Here is a 19,009-nt window from a genome sequence, read left to right as displayed (position 1 = left end):
CGAACATTGCAGAAATTCGTCTCCGTCCACACCTCGGTCAGCAACCATTTCAACTCGGAGCGCAGCTTCTACTCCCGAGCAAACTACAAGAAGAACCGTGCCGCTGCTCTCGCAGAGTGGCGCGGTCTCTGCGCGGTATAAGGGACAACATCACTGTCCAAGCTGAGACGAGTTGGAATCCCTCTGCCAGCACCGTATTCAATCCTGGACGTAGCCGTAGACCTCGGCAGCCCGCTCGGGCGTCAGGTAGCCATTGCGGATGTCGCGGGCGATGGCCTCCTTCGAGCGCTTCCTCGGGTCGCCGTAGCCGCCGCCGACACCGGTGACCACGCGGATCACGTCGCCGGTATTCACCTCGACATTGGTGGCGAAGGCATAGCGCTCGGTGCGCCCGTCGGTACGGCGAAGCTCGACATAGTTGCACGAGCCGTCGAGCCCGCCCTCGATCCCCCAGGGCGGCAGGCGCGCGCGCGTGTAGCCGGCTGACAGGAAGTTGTGGTCGGCCCGAACCCGGTAGTGCACGTCGATCCCCTTGCCGCCGCGCCATTGTCCCTCGCCGCCCGGCGCGGCGTTGAGCGCGATCTGGTCGACGGTCAGGCCGTAGCGTGCCTCGGCCACCTCGGCGGGGCAGTTGAAGGTTTCGCCGTGAAAGCCCGAGAACTGGCCCGAGGGGCCGTCATGCCCCTCCCAGGCGCCCCAGCCGCCGACCTGAGGCTCGACGATGGTATAGTGCCGCCCGGTGTCGGGATGCGGCCCGCCGACGACCGTGCCGCAGATCGAGGCGAAGTTGCCCGCCGGGACCACGCCCGGAAAGTAGGAGGCGAGCGCGCGCAGCAGCATGTCGAACAGACGCACCTCGACCTCGGAGTAGTAGCCCAGCGCGCCCGGCGCCTCGACATGGAACAGCGTGCCCGGCTTCGTGACCACACGCAGCGGCCGGAAGAAGCCGCCGTTCCCCGGCGCCTCGGGATCGGTGAATGCCTTGAAGGCGAGTTGCACCGCGATCTCGGTCCCCTCGCGGGAGGCGTTCGAGGAGCCCTTCTGCCGCGGATTGTCCTGCAGGTCGACGACGAACGCGTCGCCGGTGATGGTCAGCGAGACCTTGTGGATGTCGCCGCTGTCCTGCTCCTCCTCGAAGTCGTAGGTGCCGGGCGGCAGCGCCCTGAGCGCGGCGCGGGCGCGCCGCTCGCCCAGGTCCATGTAATCCGCGATCGCCGCTTCGAAGGTGTCGCCGCCGTACTTGTCCACCAGCTCCAGCACCCGGCGCTCGCCGATGCGCAGGCCGGCGATCCCGGCCCAGAGATCGCCGCGCAGGAAATCCGGCAGCCGGGTGTTCGTGTACAGGATGTCGAACACGGCCGAGTTCTCGCGGCCCTCGTCGAAGAGGCGCAGGGCGGGGATCCGTACACCTTCCTGAAAGATCTCGGTCGCCTCCGCCGACATCGAGCCGGGGACGCTGCCGCCGACGTCGTTCCAGTGGGCGATGTTGGCGACCCAGGCGACAAGCCGCCCCTCGTGAAAGACCGGGGCGGCGAGCACCATGTCGTTCAGGTGCGTGACCCCGCCGAAGTAAGGGTCGTTCGAGGCGAACACGTCGCCAGGGCGGATCGTGTCCATCGGAAACTTGTTCAGGATCCCCTTGATCGCCTTGTCGAGCACGCCGATGAAGGCCGGGATTCCGGCACCGGAGGCGGCGATCTCGCCGTTACGGTCGAGGATCGAGGTCGACAGGTCCAGCACCTCGTAGATGATCGCGCTCATCGAGGCCTTGCGCTGCGCGACGAACATCTCGTCGGCGACCGCCTCAAGGGCACTCTGGATGATGTCGAAGGTGACCGGGTCGTGGGTAATCGTCGTCTGGTCCATGTCTCAGCCCCGGATGTTGATGTGGATATTGCCGTAATCGTCGATCGAGACGCGGTTGCCCGGATGAACGACGACGGTGGTGCCCGGATCCTCGACGATGGCCGGCCCGTCGAAGGTCATGCCCGGCTCGAACTTCTCGGCGTCGTAGATCGTCGCCTCGTGCCGACCCTCGGTCGCATAGTCGACGTCGCGCTTGCCCTTCACCGCCTCGGCCACGTCGCGGCCGGTGCGCGGCAGCCGCACCAGCTCCAGCTTGCCGACCTCCGAGGAGGCGATCAGGTGGATGCCGGTGATCTCCACCCCGGCATCGAGGCGGTAGGTGTATTCCCGCTCGTAGATGTCGTGGAAGTCCCGGATCATCGCCGCGAGCCCGGCGTCGCCGACCGCCTCGGGGGCGATCGGCACCTCGACTCCGAATTCCTGGTTCTGGTAGCGGCAGCCGATCAGTGGACGCAGCGAGACCTTGTCGCGGGCCAGGCCCTCGCGTTCGAACTCGTCCAGCGCCTGCTCCATGGTGTGATGCAACAGCTCGTTCAGGCCCGCCTTGTCGTCGGCTTCCATCAGGCGTGTGACGAAGTAGTCGCGCCGCAGGTCGGACATCATCATGCCCCAGGCCGAGAAGACGGGGGCGCCCCGCGGCACTACCACCTTCCTGACGCCCAGCTCCTGCCCCAGTGCGACGCCGTGCATCGGGCCGCCGCCGCCGAACACGACGAGGGCGAAGTCGCGAGGGTCGTAGCCGCGGTTGACCGAAACCAGCTTGAGCGCATTCACCATGTTGGAGTTGGCGATGCGAACGATGCCGCGCGCGGCCTCCTCGGTGGTCTGGCCCAGCCCGGCGGCCAGACGGCCGAGGGCCGCATCCATCGCCTCGGTATCGGCCTCGACCGTGCCGCCGCAGAAGTAGTCGCGGTTGATCCGGCCGAGGACCAGGTTCGCGTCGGTCGTCGTCGCCTCGGTCCCGCCGCGGCCGTATGCGGCCGGTCCGGGCGAGGCGCCGGCCGATTGCGGGCCGACATGCAGCTTGCCGAAATCGTCGACCCAGGCAATCGAGCCGCCGCCATTGCCGATCTCGACCAGGTCCACCACGGGGACCATGATCGGGTAGCCGGCCGACCGGCCGTTCCGCTCGATCCAGTAGTCGGTCTTGATCGCGACCTTGCCGTCCTCGATCAGCGAGCATTTCGCCGTTGTCCCGCCGATGTCCAGGGCGAGCACGTTCGGCTCGTCGATGATGCGCCCCAGTTCGGCGGCGCCCCAGAAGCCGGAGGCGGGCCCGCTCTCCACCATGGTGATCGGAACCGCCTTGGTGGCCGAAACCGAGTCCACTCCGCAATTCGACTGCATGATGAACATGTGGCCGCGATAGCCCTGATCGGTCAGGCCGGTCTCGAGCTTTTCGAGATACCGCTCGGCCCGGGGCTGCACATAGGCGGACAGCACGGTGGTATTCGTCCGCTCGTATTCGCGCCATTCCCGGGTTATCTGGTGCGAGGCCACGACGGTCGCCTCCGGCCACCGTTTGCGGATCTCGTCCACGAGCGCCTTTTCGTGCGCCGGGTTGGCATAGGCATGCAGCAGGCAGACCGCGACCGCCTCGATCCCCTCGGCGCGGAAATCGGCAACGATCTCGTCCAGCCCGCTCACGTCGAGCGGCTGCAACTCGGCGCCGGTATAGTCCATCCGGCCCGGAACCTCGCGACGCAGGTAGCGCTCGACGAAGGGGGCGGGCTTTTCGTACAGCAGATTGAAGAAGTCGGGCCGGTTGCCGCGCCCGATCTCCAGCGAGTCCCGGAACCCCTTGGTCGTGATCAGGCCCACCTTCGCCCCCTTGCGCTCGGTCAGGGCGTTGATGACCACGGTCGTGCCGTGAGCGAAGAAGTCCACCGCGTCGATCTCGACCCCGCCCTTGCGCATCACGTCCAGGACGCCCTGCTCGAAGTCCGGCGGAGTGGTGTCGGACTTGCCGGTACGGACCGTCTGAGTACCGCTGGCCACGTCGGTCTCGAAATAGACCATATCGGTGAACGTCCCGCCGACATCGGTTGATACACGTGTGATCTTCTCGGTCATCTTGTCCTCTCGAAGGATGCAGGCGGCCCGCGGGGCGGCGCGATCCGCCGCTCCAGGCCCAAAGGGTATGCGCCGCGTCCCCGGCGCGGCGGGCGGCGTCAGCGGCGCCGGGCGGACGCAGCGAGCGCCACGGCGATCACGATGATCACGCCGGTCGTCAGGTCCTTGAAGAACGGGTTGACGTTCAGGATGTTGAAGCCGTTCCCGATAAGCGCGATCAGCAGAACGCCCGAGACCGAGCGCCAGACCGCGCCGGATCCCCCAAGGATCGAGGTGCCGCCGAGGATCACCGACGCGATGGCCTCAAGCTCCATCCCGGTCCCGGCCTGCGGTTCGGCCATGGATATCCGCGAGACCGAGATCACGCCGGCCAGCCCGGCGGCCATGCCGGTAAGGCAGAAGGTCAGGATCTTGATGCGGTTCGTGCGGATCCCCGACAGCAGCGCCGCTTCTTCGTTGCCGCCGACGGCAAAGACCTTGCGGCCGAAGGTGGTCCCGTTGAGCAGCAGCGTCATCGCAGCCCCGAAAAGCAGCAGCACGATCACCGCGACGTTGACCAACCCGATCCGCTCGCGGCCCAGCCACGAGAACTCCTCGATCCGCACCGGGATCAACGACCCGTCCGTGATCAGGATCGCAAGGCCGCGATAGACGAGGCCGGTGGCGAGCGTCACCAGGAAGGAATGAACGCCGAACCCGGTGATGATCGCCCCGTTGATCGCGCCGAGCAGAAAGCCGAGCGCCGGCCCCGCCAGGATCGCGAGGTAGGGATCGAAATTGACCGCAAGCCAGCCCGCCGTGACCGAGGCGACCCCGAAGATCGCACCGGTCGACAGATCGAAACCGCCGCCGATGATCACCAGCGTCAGCGCACAGGCGATGATCGCCAGCGGCGCGCTCTGGTTCAGGATATTCAGCAGGTTGCGGGCGGTGAAGAAGCTGTCCGAGGCAAAGCTCAGCCCGACGAGCAGCATTCCGATGATGATGAGCACGCCATATTCGCGGGCGAAGTCGAGCACCCGGCCGGTGTCGATGCGCGAGCCGGTCGCGCTCTGGTTCGGAGTATCGGTCATTGAGCAGCCTCCTGCTGTTGCGGCGCCAGCATGTGCTCACCGCCTTGTTGTGCGAAGATACGGTTGAGCGCGGCCTCGACGGTCAGGCCGCGGGTGTCGACCTCGCCGAAGATGCGCCCTTCGCTCATCAGGTAACCTCGATGGGACAGGGCGATGACTTCCTCCAGCTCGGAGGAGATCAGCACCACGCCGATGCCGGAGGCGGCCATCTCGACGACGAATTCATGGATGCGGCGGCGCGCGCCGATATCGACGCCGCGGCTGGGCTCGTCGAGGATCAGAAGCTTGGGGCGCGCGACGGCCCACTTGGCCAACAGCACCTTCTGCTGGTTGCCGCCGGAATAGAACGCCACGTCGCCGTCGACCCGGTTCGGGACGATCCCGAAGTGGTCGATGATCGCCTGCGCGCGGCGCCGTTCCTTGCGAGGCTGGGTGAAGCCCATGCGGCTGATCTCGCTCAGCGTCGCCAGGCTGATGTTCGGGCGGGTGGTCTGGGTCAGGACCAAGCCCTGCTTGCGCCGGTCCTCGGGCACCAGCGCGACCCCGTTCTCGACCGCCCGGTGGGTCGAGAGACGCTCCTGCCGAACGCCTTCGATGGCATAGTGGCCCGACGTGATCGGGTCGGCCCCGAACATCGCACGGCCAAGCTCGGTCCGGCCGGCGCCGACCAGGCCGATCAGGCCGACGATCTCGCCCGGCCGCACTTCGAGCGAAATGCCGGACAGGCCCGTATCGGTCGAGACATCGCGCATCTCGGCCACTGGCGCGACCGACGGAAGGGGGCGAGGCGGAAGCTCCGGCCAGCTGATTTCGGCGGCCTCGCCCAGCATGGAGTCGACCAGGCTCTGCTTGGTCTCGCCCGCGGTCGGATCGGTCCGGATGACCCGCCCGTCCCGCATGACCGTGACCCGGTCGCAATTGGCGAGGATGTGCTCGAGGAAGTGGCTGACATAGATGACCGTGACACCCTGTTCCTTCAGCCGCCCGATCAGCGCGTGCAGGCGGTCGGCCTCGTCCTCGGTCAGCGACGAGGTGGGCTCGTCCATGATGATGATCTGCGCCTCGCGGGCGATGGCGCGCATGATCTCGACCTTCTGGCGCTCTGCGATGCGCAACGTCGCCACCTTGGCGTCGGGATTCAGCGAGAACCCGCAGGTGCGCTCGAGCTCCTCGAAGCGCGCGCGGTCGCCGCGTGCGAGAAAGCTCGCGCGATTGGATTCCTTGCCCAGGAACACGTTCTGGCAGACGGTCAGTTCGGGGACGAGCTGCAGCTCCTGGTGGATCATCGCGATACCCCGGCCGAGCGCGTCATGCGGGGTGAAGCGCGTGACCGGCTCGCCGAAGATCTCGACCGTGCCTTCGTCGGCGGAATAGTAGCCGCCGATGATCTTGCCGACGCTCGACTTGCCGGCGCCGTTCTCGCCGACCAGGGCGTGAACTTCGCCCCGGGCAAAGTCGATGGTGATGTCGTTCAGGATGCGCGTCTTTCCGAAGCTCTTGGCCACGCCCCGCACTCGGACGGCGATATCTGGCTCGGACATGGGCCTACTTTCCTTGCCTCTGGCCGGCGGCGGCGCGGACGCCGCCGCCTCATTCGTCAGCATCGGCGGATTAGCCCTGCCATTCGGCTTCGAAATCCGGATGCGCCTCGAGCCATTCCCGGTCGACGATCGCCGGCACGTCCTCGCGCAGTTCGCGCTCGTTGATCCAGGTCGGCACCTCCTCGCCGCGCAGATGACCGACGACGGCGTCGAGCGCGGCCGCGCCCATCGAGGCGGGGAACTGTGCCAGGGAGGCGTCGTAGAGCCCCTGGCGGATGCCATCGACGGTGATCTGGTTCAGGCCACCCCCGATCAGGTAGACGTCGCTCACGTCGATGCCGGCATCGTCCAGCGCGATCTCGGCGCCCATCAGGTGCTGGTCGGCGTTGGACAGGACCACGTCGATATCCGGGTTCGCCTGCAGGATGTCCTGCATCGCGACGAGCGACTCTTCCGGGCTGTAGTTGCCCTCGCCGGTGGCGACGATCTCGATATTGTCATGCTCGCCCAGGACCTCCTGGAAGGTCTCGTAGCGCAGGTTGTCGAACGGGAAGACCAGCTGGCCGATCAGCACGACCACCCTGCACGGGTCGATCCCCTCGCAATGCTCGACGACCGCCTCGGCCTGGATGCGTGCGCCGATCGAGGGGTCGGCGGCCACGGTGGTGACCAGCCCGTCGACCTGCGGCTCCATCTGGCTCAGGTCCGGGCCGATCGGGAACAGGGTGGCGGCAACCGGAACACCGGCGGCGGTCGCCTGCTCCAGCGCGGTGGCGATACCGACCGTGTCGTTCGGGGTGACGATCAGCGCGTCGAAACGGCCGCCCGCGACCAGATCCTCGACCTGGCTGAACTGAACCTGCGCCGAGAATTCGCCGTCGAAGATCTCGGTGGTGACGTTGTCGTAGTCGGCCGCGGCGGCCTCGATACCGGCATAGACCGCCTGGTTGAAGCCGTTCTGGCTGGAGGCGGCGAGGAAGGCGATGTTCAGCCCGTCGTCCTGCGCCATGGCGGCGGTGGGCGCCAGGGCGGCGGCGAGCAGTGCGGCACGTTTCAGCATTGTCATCTCAGGGACTCCCGTGTTGGATGCATCGGTTGGATTTGCGAGCTCTCTCGTTCTTCGGTGTTGGGCCGTCAGCCCTCGACAGCCGGCTCGGCGGCGTGCGTCAGGCGGTGGCCAGGGTGAAAAGTCGCGGTCTCGGGGTCGCGCAGGGTCAGAAGGAGGAAACAGAGCGTGACGACCGGCTGCCATTCCATCGCGCGCGCCACGCGCCTTGCGTCGAAATGGCCTTTCTCGGCCAGCAGGTTGGCGGTGCCGATCACGCGGCCATCCGCGACCGCCGGGATGTTCAGGTTGGACTCGAAGCCCATGCGGCGGATCTTCTCCCAGTCGAAGAAGACCTCGGCGATCTCCTCGATCGTTGTGCTGAAAAAGGGCTGCGCGCCGCGGATCACGGTGTCGAAGTAGCGGTTCTCGTCGACCCGCTTGAAGTTGCCGAGGCCGTAGATCTCGGCGTCATCGGTATAGACCCGGCGCGAGCGCATACGCTCCAGGTCGTAGACCGACGCGGTCAGGAACCGGCAGCCGGCATCGCGCACCAGTCCCTCGCGCAACTCGGCGAAGAGGGCCGCGGCGGCGTCTTCACGCGCGAGCATCGCCTGCAGGTCGAGATCGGCGAGCGGTCCCGGCATCAAGCGGCCTCCCGCACGATGTTGCCGCCCTTGACCACCATCTTGAGCGTCTCGTCCGGACGGCCGAGCGCGGCGACGTCGGCGAAGGGATCGACGTCGAACACCGTCAGGTCGGCGCGGGCGCCCGGCGCGATGACCCCGATCTCGCCCTCCATGCGACAGAGCTTCGCGGCGATCTCTCCCGTCGAGCGCAGGATGTCGGCAGGCGACAGCACCCGGGAGAGTATCTCGAACTCCATCCCGCCGTATTTGCGCAGCTGCCCCAGCAGGTCGGTCCCGAAGGCCATCGGAAGCCCTGCATCGCGCATGATGGCCAGCGACTGGATGCCCTTGCCGCGCACCACGTCGATCTTGGCCTGCTCGGACTCGCCCAGGCCCAGCGCCGCGCCTTCCAGTTTCAGCCCCTCGTAGGCGACCAGCGTCGGCACCGCGATACAGCCGGCCTCGGCTGCCATCTTCGCGGTCTCGGCCGAGATCAGGTTGCAGTGTTCGAGCGAGGTGATCCCCGCATCGACGCAGCGCCGGATCGCGGCGTCGTGATAGACATGCGCCGAGACATAGGTGTTGGCGTTCCGCGCCTCCTCGACGATTGCGGCCAGTTCGGCGTCGGAATACTGCAGCGAGTCGATCGGGTCGTTGGGCGAGCTGACGCCCCCGTTGGCCATCACCTTGATGAAGCGCGCCCCCTCCTTCAGCATCTTGCGGCAGGCGCGGCGGATGTCGTCGACGCCGTCGACCAGCACGCCCATGTTGCCCAAGCGCCAGCCCAGGCTGTCGGGGCGCGTGTCGGTCCGCGCCCGCAGGTCGGTATGGCCGCCGGTCATCGACAGCCCCTTGCCGCAGATCACCAGGTCCGGTCCGTCGATGAAGCCATCATCGACGCCCTGCTTCAGGCCCAGATCCGCACCGCCCAGATCGCGCACGACGGTGAACCCGTCCGAGAGCTTTCCCTCCATCACCCGGGCGGCGCGCAGGGTGGCCAGGGAATCCGGCGCGATCGCGTTGGCCCACAGGTCCAGCGACCACGCGACAACGTGGAAATGGCAGTCGATCAGCCCCGGCAGCAGGGTCTTTCCGTTCAGGTCGACGACCTTCGCGCCCTCGGGCGCCTCGCCGCCGATGCCGGCGATGCGGCCGTTCCGGACCAGAACGGTGGTCGGGGCGCCGAGCGCCTCGGCGTCGAGGTCTGCGAGCCTTGCATTCGTGAGTGCGAGATCGGACATGGGGCCTTTCGGTATCTTTGCTGTCTGCTGGGCGCGTCAGGCCACGGTGAAGCCGTGCGCATAGGGGTCGCGATCGTCGATGAAGATCGTGTTCAGCCCGGTTTGCCGGGCCCAGCCGCCGATCGAGGGGACGATCGCCGGGCGGTTGCCGACCCGTGCCTCCGCTTCGACGCGGCCCCGGAACAGGCTGCCGATGATGCTTTCGTGCACGAACTCGTCACCCGCGCCCAGCTTGCCCTTGGCGGCCCATTGCGCCATCCGCGCCGAGGTGCCCGTGCCGCAGGGCGAGCGGTCGATTGCCTTCTCGCCGTAAAAGACCGCGTTGCGCGCTGTGGCGCCCGGCTCGGTCGGGGCGCCGGTCCACAGCACGTGCGAGAGGCCGCGGATCGCCGGGTTTTCGGGATGGACGAAGTCGTACTTCGCGTTCAGCGCGGCGCGCAGCTTCGGGCTGAACCCGATCAGCTCGCCGGCGGTGAAGTCGGCGATATCGCGGAACCTGTCCTGCGGATCGACGATGGCGTAGAAGTTGCCGCCATAGGCGACATCGACCGTGACCTCGCCCAGCCCGGCGACCTCGGCCGTCAGCCCCTCGGAATGGAGGAAGGCCGGCACGTTGGTCAGGCGCACTTCCTCGACGAAGCGGCCCTCCTGCCGGTATTCGGCGACGACCAGGCCGGCCGGTGTGTCGAGGCGCAGGCGACCCGGCTCCCGGGGCGTGACGAGGCCGTTCTCGATCGCCATCGTGACCGTCCCGATCGTGCCGTGCCCGCACATCGGCAGACAGCCCGAGGTCTCGATGAACAGGACGGCGATGTCGCAATCCTCGCGCGTCGGCGGGTAGAGGATCGCGCCGGACATGACGTCGTGGCCACGCGGCTCGAACATCAGGCCGGTGCGGATCCAGTCGAACTCGGCCAGGAAATGCGCCCGGCGCTCGGTCATCGTGGCGCCCTGCAGCATCGGGCCGCCGCCGGCGACCAGGCGCACCGGGTTGCCGCATGTATGACCGTCGATGCAGGTGAAGATGTGGTTGGTCATGCCGCCCGTGCTCCGGTAAAGCGGGTCGGCGCATAGGGCGCCGGGTCGATGGCGGGCGCCGCCCCGTCCAGCATGTCGGCGACCATCTCGGCCGTTCCGGCCGACTGGGTAAGGCCCAGATGGCCGTGACCGAAGGCCAGGATCACGCCCGGCACGCCGGGCGCATTGCCGATCACCGGCAGGCTGTCGGGCATCGAGGGGCGGAACCCCATCCACTCGGTCCCGCCCGACGGATCGAGGCCGGGCAGGAACCGCGTGGCCTTGTCCAGCATGACGCGGGCGCGCGACATGCGGGGCGCCAGGTCCAGGCCGCCCAGCTCGACGGCGCCACCGATGCGGAGGCCCTGCTTCACCCGGCTCACGACGAAGCCATGATCGGCGAAGGTGACATGCGTTTTCAGGTCGAAGGCGCCGGCGGGCAGGGTGGTGTTGTACCCGCGTTCGGTGTCCAGCGGCAGGGACAGTCCGAAGGTCCGGGTCAGTCTTTCGGACCAGGCGCCGGCAGCGACAACCACGCGATCGAAGCTGCGCTCACCGGTTTCGGTGACGATGGCGGCGCCTTCTTCCTTTGGCCGGATGGCACGGATCTCGGCGGTCTCGAACACCGCCCCTGCGCCGCGTGCGGCCTCGGCAACCGCATGGGTCCAGTCGGCGGGGTCGCTGACGTTGATCCAGTCCGGGGTATGAACGGCATGGGTGAACCGGGGCGCGATGCCCGGCTGGATTTCCGCGATCGCCTCGGGCCGGTCCAGGACGTCGAAGCGGATACCGGCCGCCCGGCGTTCCGCAAGGCCGGGCTCGGCGGCGCGGAACGCGCGCTCGCCCTCATAGACCTGCAGCTGCCCTTCGCGCCGCAGGCGATCCTCAAGCGACGCCTCGGCGATCAGCCGTTCGAGCGCCGCCCCGGACAAATCCATCAGCGCGGCCTGCGCGGACACGGCCGCGCGGTAGCGGTCCGGTCGGCTGGCCCGCCAGAACCGCCACAGCCACGGTGCGATACGCAGCGCATAGGAGGGTGGGATCGACAACGGTCCCTTGGGATCGAGGAACCAGGCCGGCGCCCGGCGCATGATCCCGGGCGTTGCCAGCGGGATTACGTCCGAGAACGCGAAGGCCCCTGCATTCCCGAAGGAGGCCCCGGCGGCCACGCCCTTCCGGTCGACCACGGTGACGGCGACTCCCCGACGCGCCGCGGCAAAGGCCGTGGTGACGCCGATGATCCCCGCTCCGATGATGCAAACCCGCATGGGCTCGTGACCTCGCCAGTTGGTTCGCAAGAGACGTTAGCAAGCCGGATACGAACTGTCGACAACAAAAATACAAAAATACATTCAAGCGCGAGGCAAAATGGTATAAGACGTGAATGCGACCTTGAACGGGAGGCCCCATGGCAACGAGCATGTCGAAGTCCAAAACCGCCCAGGCCCCGGCCGTTCGCCGCGGATCGGGTGCAAGCCATGTCTACGAGAGGATCAAGAGCGAGATCATCGACCTGACGCTCGCCCCGGGAACGCCAATCGACGATTCCCACCTGGCCGAGCGCTTCAACATGTCGCGCACGCCGATCCGCGAGGCGATGGTGCGCCTCGCCGCCGAAGGGCTGATCACCACTTTGACCAACCGCGCGACGATCGTCTCGAATATCGACTTCCTGAACATGTCGGATTTCTTCGACGCGCTCACTCTGATGAACCGCGTCACCGCGCGTGAGGCCGCGGCGAAACACGTCGCAAGCGATATCGAGACAGTCCGCGCCCGCCAGGCCGAGTTCGCCGAGGCGGTCGCCGCGCAGGACGCCCTGGCGATGATCCGCACCAACCGCGATTTCCACGTCGCCATCGCCGAGGCCGGCGGCAACCAGTACTACGTCGACCTGTTCACCCGCCTGCTGGACGAGGGGCGGCGGATCCTGCGGCTCTACTATTACTCGTTCGACGACCGGCTGCCGGGCCAGTACATCACCGAGCACGAGGATCTGATCGAGGCGATCGTCGCCCGCGACGTGGCGCGTGCCGACAGGCTGGGCCGCGAACACGCCGACCAGATCGTCGGGCAGATCCAGTCCTACATCACGGCCGACCGGCGCAGAAACGCCTCCATGCCCCTGTAAGGAGGGGCGTTTCCATTCTGTATTTTGTTTGTCGACATTACAGATGCGTGTCTGTATATTGAGCTCCGATGACGTGGCGTGGCCGAGATCGGCCCGCCCTTGACCGATCCGGGGGCTGTCGCCCCTCGAAACATCTCGCGCTGCGAAAGGAAGGTTCCGTGCCCGACTCGATCTTCACCGGCTGCATGCCGGCCCTCATGACCCCATGCACCCGCGACCGGGCTCCCGACTTCGACGCATTGGCCCGCAAGGGCAAGGAATTGATCGCGGCGGGCATGTCTGCCGTCGTCTATTGCGGTTCGATGGGCGACTGGCCGCTGCTCACCGACGCGCAGAGGATGGAGGGCGTGCGCCGCCTGGTCGAGGCCGGCGTGCCGACCATCGTCGGGACCGGCGCCGTGAACACGAAATCCGCCGTCGCGTTGGCCGCACATGCGGCCGAGGTCGGTGCGCAGGGGCTGATGGTGATCCCCCGGGTCCTGTCACGCGGCAGCTCGGTGCCCGCTCAGAAGGCGCATTTCTCGGCGATCCTCGAAGCGGCAAATGGCCTGCCGGCCGTCATCTACAACAGCCCGTATTACGGCTTCTCCACGCGCGCCGACCTGTTCTTCGAGCTGCGCCGGAGCTATCCGAACCTGATCGGGTTCAAGGAATTCGGCGGCGCAGCCGACCTGACCTACGCGGCCGAGCAGATCACCTCGGGCGATGAGGAGCTGACGCTCATGGTCGGCGTCGACACCAACGTCTATCATGGCTTCGTCAACTGCGCGGCCGGCGGCGCGATCACCGGTATCGGCAATGCCCTTCCCCGCGAGGTCCTGCATCTCGTGTCGCTCTGCGAAAAGGCAGCCTCCGGCGACGTCGAGGCGCGCGCCCGGGCGCAGGAACTGGACGAGGCGCTGATGGTGCTGTCGGCTTTCGACGAGGGCCCGGACCTCGTGTTGTTCTACAAGCACCTGATGGTGCTCAACGGTGAGCCGGAATACGAGCTCCATTTCAACGAGAGCGACGCGCTCAGCCCCGCACAGCGCGGCTTCATCGAGGCCCAGTACGCCCAGTTCCGGGCATGGTATGCCGCCTGGTCGACGCGCGAGTCGAGCGGCCGGGCAAAGGCAATGTCCGCCTGAAGAGCCGGCATCACATCGCCAGGCACCTCCTGCCTGAAATACATCAGACAGTCTTGTCTGATTAGATCGCCTCTGGAGGCTTTGTGGTGGGAATTCCAGTGCGAGTCGCCGTCTCGTGCTTGCCTTATCGCCAAGCAGCGAAGGAACAGTTGACCCTTGGCCATTGCAGATGGCCGGGGAGGCTCGGGCCCCAGCTTCTGTTCTGACAGTCCGTCGGGGCTCCATGACATCGCCATTTCGCAACCGCAGCGACATGTGGCTGGCGCTCGTATGCATCGCGCTCGCCCTTCTCGCGGTGTTCGCCTGGATCCCCGCCGACACCGGCACCGGAATCGTGGTGCGGGCGCGGCGGCAGGTGACCATCGGCGATGCGCTCGCGCCGACCATCGCCGCCGGCTTCATCCTGGTTGGCGCGCTGATGACGCTCTTCGGTCGGCAGGTCGACGGGGGCGGACTCTCGGGCCGCAATCTCGCCTTCCTTGGACTGCTGCTCGCCGTTTTCGCCGTCTCTTTCGCGCTCATGCGCTGGACCGGGCCCGTCGTAGTGGCGCTGACGAACATGGCGACGGAGCAAGAGCTCAGCTATCGCACGCTGCGCGACACCGTGCCTTGGAAGTACCTGGGATTCGTGCTGGGCGGCGCCTTGCTGATTGCGGCGCTGACCGCAGCCGTCGAGGGCCGGATCCGGATCCGGACAATCGTCGTGGCCCTGGTTGCCGTGGTCGTGCTGGCCGCGATCTACGACTTGCCCTTTGACGACCTTCTTCTGCCGCCCAACGGGGACGTCTGATGGGACTCACCGACTATGTCTGGATGGGAATCCTGGCAGTGTTCCAGGGGCCGGATCTCGTCTCGCTGGCCGGGTTCGGCATCCCGGTGGCGCCGGTGATGATCCTGCTTGGCTTTCTGCTGGGCATCGTGGGGGGGGGCCACCCCCGGTCTGGCCGGGCCGATGGCCATGGCGATCTCGCTGCCGATCCTGATCTCGATCTTCGGCTTCACGCCGGACGCGCTGCTGCCGATCTTGGGCTTTCTGATCGGCGTGATGAAAGGGGCGACGGTGGGCGGCGCGGTGCCGGCGATCCTTTTCAACACGCCGGGCACGCCCGACGCCTACATGACCACGCTCGACGGCCACCCGATGGCGCTGAACGGGCAGGCGGGCAAGGTGCTCAGGGTGGCGCATTTCTCCTCCGCCTCGGGGGACACCTTCTCGGACATCGTGCTGATCCTCTGCGCGCCGTTCCTTGCGGTGATGGTGGAGGCCTATCTCGACCTGCCGGAGAAAACGGCGCTGCTGATCCTGTCGCTCGCCTTCATATCGTCGGTGATCGGCCGGTCGGTGGGCAAGGGGTTGATCTCCATGGGCCTGGGCCTGCTCGTGGCTTATGTCGGCACCGGCGACGACTTCTATCCGCGCCTCAGCTTCGGCACGCAGACCCTGGCCGATGGCTTCCCGGTCGCCACGGTGATCCTGGGCGTGCTGATCCTGGGCGAGGTCTTCCCGAGGTCTTCCGCAGCTTTGAGGATCTCTGGGCGGAGCGCCGGCAGTCCCACCGGGGCCCCGGCGTGGAGCCGCGCGGCGACCAGCGCCTGCACTGCGCCGACATCCGGCGGATCGCGCCCTATGTCGGCCGCTCCGCCGTGATCGGCGCCGCCATCGGCGCGCTGCCCGGCATCGGATCGACACTCGCGGCGACGCTGGGCTACGCTGCGGGCCGCCGCCCGCACGTGAAGCAGGGTGGCCATAGCATACCGTTCGGCAAAGGGGCGCCGGAGGGGATCGCCGCGACCGAGGCCGCCAACAGCGCCGTCTCGGGCGCCAACCTTATCCCCGTGCTCTCGCTGGGAATCCCGGGTAACGCGGCGGCGGTGTTCCTGATCCTCGCGGCCGACAGCATCGGGGGCTTCAACCCGGGGCCCTCGGTCTTCCGCTGGAACCCGGACGTGGTAAACTCCAAACTGGTGATCGCCTTCGGCCTGTTCACCGCGATGATGTTCGCCAACCTACTGAACTGGACCATCGGCGGGGTCTTCATGCGCTCGGTCGGCGTGATGTCGAAGGCGCCCAAGCACATCCTGATGCCGATCGTTCTTATGCTCACCCTCACCGCGATCTACGTGGAGGAGGCGAGCATGGCGGCCATGTGGTTCGCGGTAGGCTTCGGCATCCTCGGCTATCTGATGCGGCGGCTCGACTTGTCGCCGCTGCCCTTCGTCATCGCCTTCATCCTGGGCGGAAACCTGGAACAGACGGCCCGCCAGGCCTTCGCGGCCACCGGCGGGGATCCGTTCTCCCTGTTCACCAGCCCGATTGCGGCGGTTTTCATGGCTCTCACCGTTTCCGTGGTCGCCCTGTCGTTCCGGGGCGGGCGGAAAAGAAGGGACGTGTGAGACGGCCCAATGGTGGTGTCAGAAGGAATCTCGTTGAGGCGGGCAGGGCGGTTTCGTAGCGTCGGGCCATGACGAAACGCGACCCGTTCAAGTACTTCCAGAGCAGCCCTGAAATCATCCGCCTGGCGGTGATGCTTTACGTACGTTTCCCGCTGTCTCTACGCAATGTGGAGGATCTGCTGCACGAGCGGGGCATCGACATCAGCCACGAGACAGTGCGGTTCTGGTGGAACCGTTTCGGGCCGATATTCGCCGCGGAGATCCGCAAGCGCCGGATCGAGGGGATGCGGTCCAGCCCTTGGCGGTGGCACTTGGATGAGATGTTCGTCCGGATCAACGGCGAGCGACGCTACCTGTGGCGGGCCGTCGATCACGAAGGTGAGGTACTGGAGAGCTTCGTGACAAAGACGCGCGACCGGAAGGCCGCGCTGAAATTCCTCAGGAAAACAATGAAAAAGCACGGACGGGCCGAAGTCCTGGTGACGGACCGGCTGCGCTCCTATGGCGCGGCGCTGAAGGATCTCGGTGCCAGTGACAAACACCGATACCGGCCGTTGGCTGAACAACCGCGGCGAGGATTCCCACCTGCCATTCCGACGACGGGAGCGGGCGATGCTGCATTTCCGGCGGATGCGAACATTGCAGAAACTCGCCTCCGTCCACACCTCGGTCAGCAACCACTTCAACTCGGAGCGCAACTCCTACTCCCGCGCCAACTTCAAGAAGAACCGTGCCGCTGCTCTCGCAGAGTGGCGCGGTCTCTGCGCAGCATAAGGGACAGCGTCACTGTCCAAGCTGAGACGAGTTAGAATTCGTCTGCCAGCACCCTCCGCTCGGTTGTTCGAGCGTCCGCCGGTCACGTGCAATCCCAACTCTCGCAGTGCGGTTTCGTAGGACATGTCGATGCCGCGGTCGGCGTGCATGCCCTCGACGTCGCGATGGCTCAGCGCGCACCGGGAATTGAGCCGGATAGCGCGCTGGATGATCGCTGGCACTGCCGTTGAAACCGACACCTCAAAAAAACGACGTCACGAATCCTTGTGTGGTTTGATATATCATATAACATCGCAGCCGGGAGGACGAGGCGCTTGGAGTCGGCAGTCAGCAAAACGCCAGTCGAACGGCAGAAGCTGTCGGAGTTCGCGCGGGAGCAGATCCGGTCGCGAATCATCTCCGGCGAATTTCCGATGGGTCGGAAACTACCGGAAGCAGAACTCGTCCGGCTTCTCGGGATGTCCAAGAGCCCGATCCGCGAGGCGCTGCTGCAGCTTGAACGGGAAGGGCTGATCGAACTGTCTCCGAGCCGCACGACCCGGGTTTTCAGCATGACGGCCGGCGAGGTCGCCGAACTCGGGGAACTGCGTCTGACGCTGGAACGCGACGCGCTGCGGATGGCCTGCCTTCGCAACCCCGCCACGTTGGCCCGGGGCCTCGCGGAAATCGTCGCGCGCATGGAGAGGGCGCTCGAACGCGACGACGTGGCCACCTACAAGGCTCTCGACTACGACTTTCACACCGCGATCTTCGAGAATTGCGGCAACAGCTATGCCGCAGCGAACTTTCACAGGCTGTCCTTCCGGATCCAGGCGCTGCGCAATCGGTTGTCGCAGGATCCGGCCCTGAACGAGCGGTCGCTGCGGGATCACATCGGCCTCCGCGATGCTGTGGATGCCGGCGATACGGACCGTGCCCTCGCGATCATCGAACGGCACGTCGCCGAGACCACGCAGAACTACCTCGACCGCATGGCGCATGAGGCGGCCGAAGCGGGCGGGCCGCTCGACGATGCGACCCGTGTGGACCTGGCCGAGATGGAGCGGTTCTCGCGCCAGGCGCTGGCGGCCGTGGGCGCCGATGCCGAGACGACGGACGCCATTACGCGCGCGCTGATGCATGCATCGACGCTGGGAGTCGACACGCACGGGGTCCGTCTCCTGCCGCATTACCTGGAGGCGCTCGCCGGCGGGCGGGTGAACCGCCAGCCGTCGCCGGTGATCGCCAGCGGGAACGGCGGGGCCTGTGTGCTCGATGCCGACAACGCCCACGGTGCGCGCGCGACCTACGAGGCCGTGACCCTTGCCGTAGCGCGGGCGCGGCAGCACGGGCTCGGTGCCGTGGCGATCCGGAACTCGTCGCATTTCGGGGCGGCCGGCGCCTATGCGCTGGAGATCGCGCGGCAGGGCATGATGGGGCTGGTCTTCTGCAATTCAGACGCCTTCGTCCGCCTGCATGGCGGGGCCGAACGGTTCCACGGCACCAATCCGATCGCCGCTGCCGCGCCGGTCAACTCGGGCGAGCCGTGGCTGCTGGACATGGCGACGAGCTCGATTCCGTTCAACCGGGTGCAGTTGTCCCGCAGCCTGGGCGTGCCGCTTCCCGCGGACGTCGCCTCGGACGCGCACGGGACGAACGTGATCGAGCCTTCGGCGGCCGCGATGCTTGCGCCGCTCGGAGGGGCGCTCTTCGGCTACAAGGGCGCCGGGCTTGCCGGGATCGCGGAGATCCTGTCGGCGGCCTTCTCCGATGCGCCCCTCAGCGCAGAGCTTCCGCCGATGATCAGCGACGACATGGCCACGCCGCGCCGGCTGGGCGCCTTCGTCATGGCGCTGGACCCCGAAGCCTTCGCGGGCGGGCAGGCGTTTCGCGCCGTTATCGGCCGCTACCTCGAAGCGATACGCCGCTCTTGCACCACGCCGGGCGAGACCGTGATGGCGCCCGGCGACAGGGAATGGAGGGAAGCGGAAAGACGTCGTGACTCGGGCATGAAGCTCGACGGCACGACAGTGCGAAGCCTGGGCCAATTCGCCCGGGACCATGGCATCGCGCCGCTGCGGACCTTGTCCGCGGAGCGCGGCGCCGAACATCAGTAAAG

At 66.9% G+C, this 19,009-nt stretch carries 15 protein-coding genes and 2 pseudogenes; 8 read left to right on the top strand and 9 right to left on the bottom strand.

What is annotated here, in order from left to right:
- Window positions 1-141 (top strand): annotated as a pseudogene (locus tag P1J78_RS05910) (IS6 family transposase); the annotation flags it as partial.
- 57 nt (window positions 142-198) lie between these two features.
- Here the strand turns inward: P1J78_RS05910 and P1J78_RS05905 are convergent.
- The 9 genes from P1J78_RS05905 to P1J78_RS05865 all read right to left on the bottom strand — a co-directional run bounded on the left by P1J78_RS05905 (window position 199) and on the right by P1J78_RS05865 (window position 11,753).
- On the bottom strand, window positions 199-1,866 hold the full coding sequence (locus P1J78_RS05905; protein ID WP_275566402.1) for a hydantoinase B/oxoprolinase family protein: 1,668 nt from the start codon (window positions 1,864-1,866) through the stop codon (window positions 199-201).
- Window positions 1,867-1,869: 3 nt separating this feature from the next.
- Complete coding sequence (locus tag P1J78_RS05900) at window positions 1,870-3,939, bottom strand: hydantoinase/oxoprolinase family protein (protein WP_275566401.1); 2,070 nt, start codon at window positions 3,937-3,939, stop codon at window positions 1,870-1,872.
- Window positions 3,940-4,037: 98 nt separating this feature from the next.
- Window positions 4,038-5,012: an ABC transporter permease gene (locus P1J78_RS05895; protein WP_275566400.1), complete on the bottom strand. Its 975-nt coding sequence runs from the start codon at window positions 5,010-5,012 to the stop codon at window positions 4,038-4,040.
- Window positions 5,009-6,553, bottom strand: coding sequence for a sugar ABC transporter ATP-binding protein (locus P1J78_RS05890; RefSeq protein WP_275566399.1), 1,545 nt, complete (start codon window positions 6,551-6,553; stop codon window positions 5,009-5,011). Before P1J78_RS05890 ends, P1J78_RS05895 begins: the two co-directional genes overlap by 4 nt.
- A gap of 70 nt (window positions 6,554-6,623) precedes the next feature.
- Entirely contained in the window at window positions 6,624-7,619 is a 996-nt protein-coding gene (locus P1J78_RS05885; protein ID WP_275566398.1) for a sugar ABC transporter substrate-binding protein, read from the bottom strand.
- Window positions 7,620-7,687: 68 nt separating this feature from the next.
- Window positions 7,688-8,245 (bottom strand): hypothetical protein, encoded by a 558-nt coding sequence (locus P1J78_RS05880; RefSeq protein WP_275566397.1) that lies wholly within the window; start codon window positions 8,243-8,245, stop codon window positions 7,688-7,690.
- Window positions 8,245-9,468 (bottom strand): metal-dependent hydrolase family protein, encoded by a 1,224-nt coding sequence (locus tag P1J78_RS05875; RefSeq protein ID WP_275566396.1) that lies wholly within the window; start codon window positions 9,466-9,468, stop codon window positions 8,245-8,247. Before P1J78_RS05875 ends, P1J78_RS05880 begins: the two co-directional genes overlap by 1 nt.
- Before the next feature lie 36 nt (window positions 9,469-9,504).
- Window positions 9,505-10,506, bottom strand: coding sequence for a 4-hydroxyproline epimerase (locus P1J78_RS05870; RefSeq protein WP_275566395.1), 1,002 nt, complete (start codon window positions 10,504-10,506; stop codon window positions 9,505-9,507).
- Window positions 10,503-11,753, bottom strand: coding sequence for an NAD(P)/FAD-dependent oxidoreductase (locus tag P1J78_RS05865; RefSeq protein WP_275566394.1), 1,251 nt, complete (start codon window positions 11,751-11,753; stop codon window positions 10,503-10,505). The genes P1J78_RS05870 and P1J78_RS05865 overlap by 4 nt, the downstream gene beginning before the upstream one ends.
- Before the next feature lie 152 nt (window positions 11,754-11,905).
- Between P1J78_RS05865 and P1J78_RS05860 the strand changes: the two genes are divergently transcribed.
- The 7 genes and pseudogenes from P1J78_RS05860 (at window position 11,906) to P1J78_RS05830 (ending at window position 19,007) form a co-directional block, all read left to right on the top strand.
- Window positions 11,906-12,616: a GntR family transcriptional regulator gene (locus P1J78_RS05860; protein WP_275566393.1), complete on the top strand. Its 711-nt coding sequence runs from the start codon at window positions 11,906-11,908 to the stop codon at window positions 12,614-12,616.
- A 185-nt stretch (window positions 12,617-12,801) separates the two neighbouring features.
- Window positions 12,802-13,743, top strand: a complete 942-nt coding sequence (locus P1J78_RS05855) for a dihydrodipicolinate synthase family protein (protein ID WP_374213190.1) — start codon at window positions 12,802-12,804, stop codon at window positions 13,741-13,743.
- A 253-nt stretch (window positions 13,744-13,996) separates the two neighbouring features.
- Window positions 13,997-14,533 carry a hypothetical protein gene (locus tag P1J78_RS05850; protein WP_275566391.1) on the top strand — a complete coding sequence of 179 codons (537 nt, stop codon included), beginning with the start codon at window positions 13,997-13,999 and terminating at the stop codon, window positions 14,531-14,533.
- 162 nt (window positions 14,534-14,695) lie between these two features.
- Window positions 14,696-15,391 carry a tripartite tricarboxylate transporter permease gene (locus P1J78_RS05845; RefSeq protein WP_309568099.1) on the top strand — a complete coding sequence of 232 codons (696 nt, stop codon included), beginning with the start codon at window positions 14,696-14,698 and terminating at the stop codon, window positions 15,389-15,391.
- A complete protein-coding gene (locus P1J78_RS05840) occupies window positions 15,313-16,137 on the top strand; it encodes a tripartite tricarboxylate transporter permease (protein ID WP_374213189.1) in 825 nt (274 codons plus the stop codon). Before P1J78_RS05845 ends, P1J78_RS05840 begins: the two co-directional genes overlap by 79 nt.
- A gap of 68 nt (window positions 16,138-16,205) precedes the next feature.
- A pseudogene (locus P1J78_RS05835) lies at window positions 16,206-16,911 on the top strand (IS6 family transposase).
- Between the two features lie 266 nt (window positions 16,912-17,177).
- Window positions 17,178-19,007, top strand: coding sequence for an Ldh family oxidoreductase (locus P1J78_RS05830; protein ID WP_275566390.1), 1,830 nt, complete (start codon window positions 17,178-17,180; stop codon window positions 19,005-19,007).
- The last annotated feature ends 2 nt before the right edge of the window (window positions 19,008-19,009 follow it).

Source organism: Psychromarinibacter sediminicola, assembly GCF_029168335.1.
Taxonomy (GTDB): Bacteria; Pseudomonadota; Alphaproteobacteria; order Rhodobacterales; family Rhodobacteraceae; genus Psychromarinibacter; species Psychromarinibacter sediminicola.
Note: the sequence above shows the minus strand (reverse complement) of the source record. Positions and strands in the feature narration are given on the sequence as shown.

Excerpts from the sequence above, each read along its gene's own strand:
- P1J78_RS05905 (WP_275566402.1), bottom strand. The coding sequence starts at position 1,866 with ATGGACCAGACGACGATTACCCACGACCCGGTCACCTTCGACATCATC.
- P1J78_RS05885 (WP_275566398.1), bottom strand. The coding sequence starts at position 7,619 with ATGACAATGCTGAAACGTGCCGCACTGCTCGCCGCCGCCCTGGCGCCC.
- P1J78_RS05860 (WP_275566393.1), top strand. The coding sequence starts at position 11,906 with ATGTCGAAGTCCAAAACCGCCCAGGCCCCGGCCGTTCGCCGCGGATCG.
- P1J78_RS05890 (WP_275566399.1), bottom strand. The coding sequence starts at position 6,553 with ATGTCCGAGCCAGATATCGCCGTCCGAGTGCGGGGCGTGGCCAAGAGC.
- P1J78_RS05895 (WP_275566400.1), bottom strand. The coding sequence starts at position 5,012 with ATGACCGATACTCCGAACCAGAGCGCGACCGGCTCGCGCATCGACACC.
- P1J78_RS05850 (WP_275566391.1), top strand. The coding sequence starts at position 13,997 with ATGTGGCTGGCGCTCGTATGCATCGCGCTCGCCCTTCTCGCGGTGTTC.
- P1J78_RS05900 (WP_275566401.1), bottom strand. The coding sequence starts at position 3,939 with ATGACCGAGAAGATCACACGTGTATCAACCGATGTCGGCGGGACGTTC.
- P1J78_RS05870 (WP_275566395.1), bottom strand. The coding sequence starts at position 10,506 with ATGACCAACCACATCTTCACCTGCATCGACGGTCATACATGCGGCAAC.
- P1J78_RS05845 (WP_309568099.1), top strand. The coding sequence starts at position 14,696 with ATGGCCATGGCGATCTCGCTGCCGATCCTGATCTCGATCTTCGGCTTC.
- P1J78_RS05865 (WP_275566394.1), bottom strand. The coding sequence starts at position 11,753 with ATGCGGGTTTGCATCATCGGAGCGGGGATCATCGGCGTCACCACGGCC.
- P1J78_RS05875 (WP_275566396.1), bottom strand. The coding sequence starts at position 9,468 with ATGTCCGATCTCGCACTCACGAATGCAAGGCTCGCAGACCTCGACGCC.
- P1J78_RS05855 (WP_374213190.1), top strand. The coding sequence starts at position 12,802 with ATGCCGGCCCTCATGACCCCATGCACCCGCGACCGGGCTCCCGACTTC.
- P1J78_RS05880 (WP_275566397.1), bottom strand. The coding sequence starts at position 8,245 with ATGCCGGGACCGCTCGCCGATCTCGACCTGCAGGCGATGCTCGCGCGT.